Annotated in this window: 3 protein-coding genes; 2 read left to right on the plus strand and 1 reads right to left on the minus strand. The window is 75.8% G+C overall.

Features of this window, described 5'->3' with window-relative positions; translation table 11 throughout:
* Positions 1-354: 354 nt before the first annotated feature.
* Positions 355-990 (plus strand): hypothetical protein, encoded by a 636-nt coding sequence (locus tag ACFWH7_RS20335; RefSeq protein ID WP_378219377.1) that lies wholly within the window; start codon positions 355-357, stop codon positions 988-990.
* Positions 991-1,043: 53 nt separating this feature from the next.
* On the opposite strand, the gene ACFWH7_RS20340 is transcribed toward ACFWH7_RS20335, so the two are convergent.
* Entirely contained in the window at positions 1,044-2,357 is a 1,314-nt protein-coding gene (locus tag ACFWH7_RS20340) for an MFS transporter (protein WP_378219379.1), read from the minus strand.
* A 77-nt stretch (positions 2,358-2,434) separates the two neighbouring features.
* On the opposite strand from ACFWH7_RS20340, the gene ACFWH7_RS20345 reads away from it, so the two are divergent.
* Positions 2,435-3,001: an ArsR/SmtB family transcription factor gene (locus ACFWH7_RS20345; protein ID WP_378219381.1), complete on the plus strand. Its 567-nt coding sequence runs from the start codon at positions 2,435-2,437 to the stop codon at positions 2,999-3,001.
* The last annotated feature ends 117 nt before the right edge of the window (positions 3,002-3,118 follow it).

Below are 3,118 nucleotides of genomic sequence, written 5' to 3' on the forward strand. Positions count from 1 at the left end.
GCAAGTTGTCAGAGCGGGTGAACCGGGCCATGAGCGCCTCCTCAGGAACGGGCCGCCCGACGAACCAGCCAGCCCAGGGGAGAGGCCGGGCGCGGGGGCGGCGCGGCGCGGGTCCCAGCCGGGGGGGTGGCCCCCCCCCCCCGGGGACCGGCTCCGCCCCCGTGGTTCCTCGGAGCGACGGGGGCCGAGCTTCGTGCTGCCGGGGGACGACCGACGTCGCGCGGGTGAACAACCTGGACGAGTGTTCAGTTCAGGCGTCCAAGATGGCAAGATGTTCGCGGCTGGACGCTCGTCCAGCCGGGTTCGGGGGGACCCAGCGGCGCCCACCCCGGGCCGGACGAAGAGGTTCACCGCGTGACGACCACCCGCAGGCTGTTCGCTGCCCTCGTGATCGCCGGGTCCCTGGCCGTCCCCGCAGGCACCGCCTCGGCAGCCGCCCTCACCACCGTCGCGCCCGACCCCGCCGACGGTGTGCGTGTGAGCGTCGAGATCACCGAGCGCGAGGTGCCCGCCGGACCGCGCGTGGTCGTCGTGGGCGAGGGCCCGTTCGTCGTCGGCGGCGAGCTCGTGGTCCGCGGCAGCGGCCTCGCGCCGCACAGCACCTACGAGGTCTGGCTCGAGAGCGACCCGGTCCTCCTCGCGACGGTCACGACGGACGAGGACGGCGCGTTCGAGCTGGTGACGCGGATCCCGGTCGGGACGGTGCCGGGGGAGCACCACCTCCGCCTCGTCGCACCGGACGGCGGTGTCGACGTGCTGTCCGAGCCGTTCGTCGTCCTCGCTGCCCCGGGCGAGCCTGAGGAGCCCGGCGGCACACCGTCCACCGGCACGGGCGGGACGACGGGCGGCGGGACCAGCGCGTCCCCGCGCCCGGGCGGACTGGCCACCACGGGCACGGGTCTCGTCGGCGCAGCGGTGCTCGCGGGCCTGACGGTCGCCGCCGGAGCCGCGCTGCGCCGTCGGGCGCACAGGGGCCGGCCCGTCGCCTGACCGCTGCCGGGGCAGAGGCTCGCGCGACGAGGCGGTGACGGTGACGGCGCGGTTCAGTCCTCGGTGACGGGGTCCGCCGTGGGCTCGACCTCCCGGTCTCCGACGCCGGCGCGCTCGTCGGCGGCCCGCTCCGCCGCGTCCATCGCGCGGTCGTCCACGACGAGCATGCCCAGCAGCGTCGCCGCCGACACCGCCGCCATGACGACGAACACGCTCCGCAGCCCGAACACCTCGCCGAGCAGGCCGCCGACCGCAGCGCCGAGCGGCATCGTCCCCCACGCGACGAGCCGGTAGCAGGAGTTGAGGCGGCCGAGCAGCGCGTCGGGCGTGATCCGCTGCCGGAGCGAGACGGTGACGACGTTCCACACCGCGATCCCCGCACCGCCCACGGCGTAGACGGCGCCGATCACCCACGCGTTCGTCGTCACTGCGGGAACGCCCACGAGCGCGACCGTGCTGAGCACGGTCAGTGCGAGGGAGCGTGCCCGGCCGACGAGCCTGACGACGCGCTCGGCGACGAAGGAGCCGGCGAACGCGCCGACGGCGGTCGTCGTGAGCAGCACGCCGTACGCGGGCTCGGACAGCCCCAGGGGGGAGTCGGGGCCGACGGCGTAGAGCACGAAGATCGCGAACGCGGCGTTGCTCGCGAAGTTGATGCCGCCGACCATGAGGGCGAGCGTGCGCAGGATCCGGTCGTGCCACAGGAAGCGCAGTCCCTCGGCGATGTCGGCCCGCAGCGTCGTGCGGGTCGTGCGCTCGGGGCGGTACGAGCCGGGCAGACCGACGAGGAGCCCGACGGCGAGCGCCCACAGCGCACCCGGGAGCCCGAACGCTACGGCCGCGCCCGCCGCGACGAGCAGGCCGCCCAGGGGCGGCCCGACGAACTGGTTCGCCGTGAGCTCCGCGGCGTACAGCCGCCCGTTCGCCCGGGGGAGCGCGGTGCGTGGCACGACCTGGGGCAGGATCGACTGCGCCGCGGTGTCGTAGAGCGTCTCCGTGGCGCCGACGCCGAACGCGACGACGTAGAGCACGGCGATGCTCCCGGCGTCGGGCACGAGCGCGACGGCGGCGAGCGCGACGACGAGCAGCGCGCGCGCCACGTTGGCGCCGATCATCGCGTGGCGGCGGTCGAGCCGGTCGGCGAGCGCGCCGGCGGGCAGCGCGAAGAGCAGCCAGGGCAGGGTGAGGGCGAACGTCAGCCCGGCGACGAGCGCGGGGGAGTCGGTGTACCGGACCGCGACGAGCGGCAGCGCGACCTTGAGCACGCCGTCGGCGAGGTTGGACACCGCCGACGCCGTCCAGAGGCGCCGGAACGGTGCGCTCAGGGGCGTGCCGGCCGAGCGGCGTCGGCGGGGTACGGAGGCCATGTCGCCCAGCATGGCACAGTGATCGAGAAAACCCAATCGATCGGTCGATCTCGATCGATCGACGTACGATGGGTGCCATGAGCGCCGAGCCCACGCCGCAGGACCCCGCACCGGCGACGACGCCCGAGGTGCCCGGACGGCGTCCGCCCACGGCGCTCGAGGCCAAGGCCCTGGCCCACCCCCTGCGCCAGCGCATCGTCCGGCAGTGCGGCACGCGCGAGATGACCAACAAGGAGCTGGCCGACCACCTCGGCGTCGCGCCCGGCACGGCCCTCCACCACGTCCGCCTCCTCGTCCGTGCGGGCCTGCTCGAGCCCGCGGAGGTGCGCACCGGCGCCGGGGGGGCGCTCGAACGCCCCTACCGCGCGACCGGGGCGACGTGGTGGCTCGACGACCCCCTGCGCGGCACCGCGCCCGACGTCCGGTTCGGCCCCGTCGCCGCGGCGCTCGACGACGCCCTCGCCGCCGGTCCCGACGCCGTCACGACGTCCGCGGCGTTCCGCCTCCACCTCTCCGACGGCGACGTCGCCGAGCTCGACCGGCGCATCCTCGCCGTGCTCGACGAGTACGTGGCGACCGACGACCAGCGCCTCGACCGCCCCGTCCACCGCGGGCTGTTCGTCCTGCACCGCCCGCCGTCCTGACCGGCTCGCCTGCGCCGAGAAGTGGGGGGGGGGGCCCGGGGCGGGCGGGGCGCAGCGCGGGGCGCCCCGCGCTCCAGGAAAAACAAAAGCACACCCCAGACCACGCCAGCACGCGAG

Origin of the sequence: Cellulosimicrobium cellulans (assembly GCF_042723955.1) — a bacterium.
Classification (GTDB): domain Bacteria; phylum Actinomycetota; class Actinomycetes; order Actinomycetales; family Cellulomonadaceae; genus Cellulosimicrobium; species Cellulosimicrobium cellulans_H.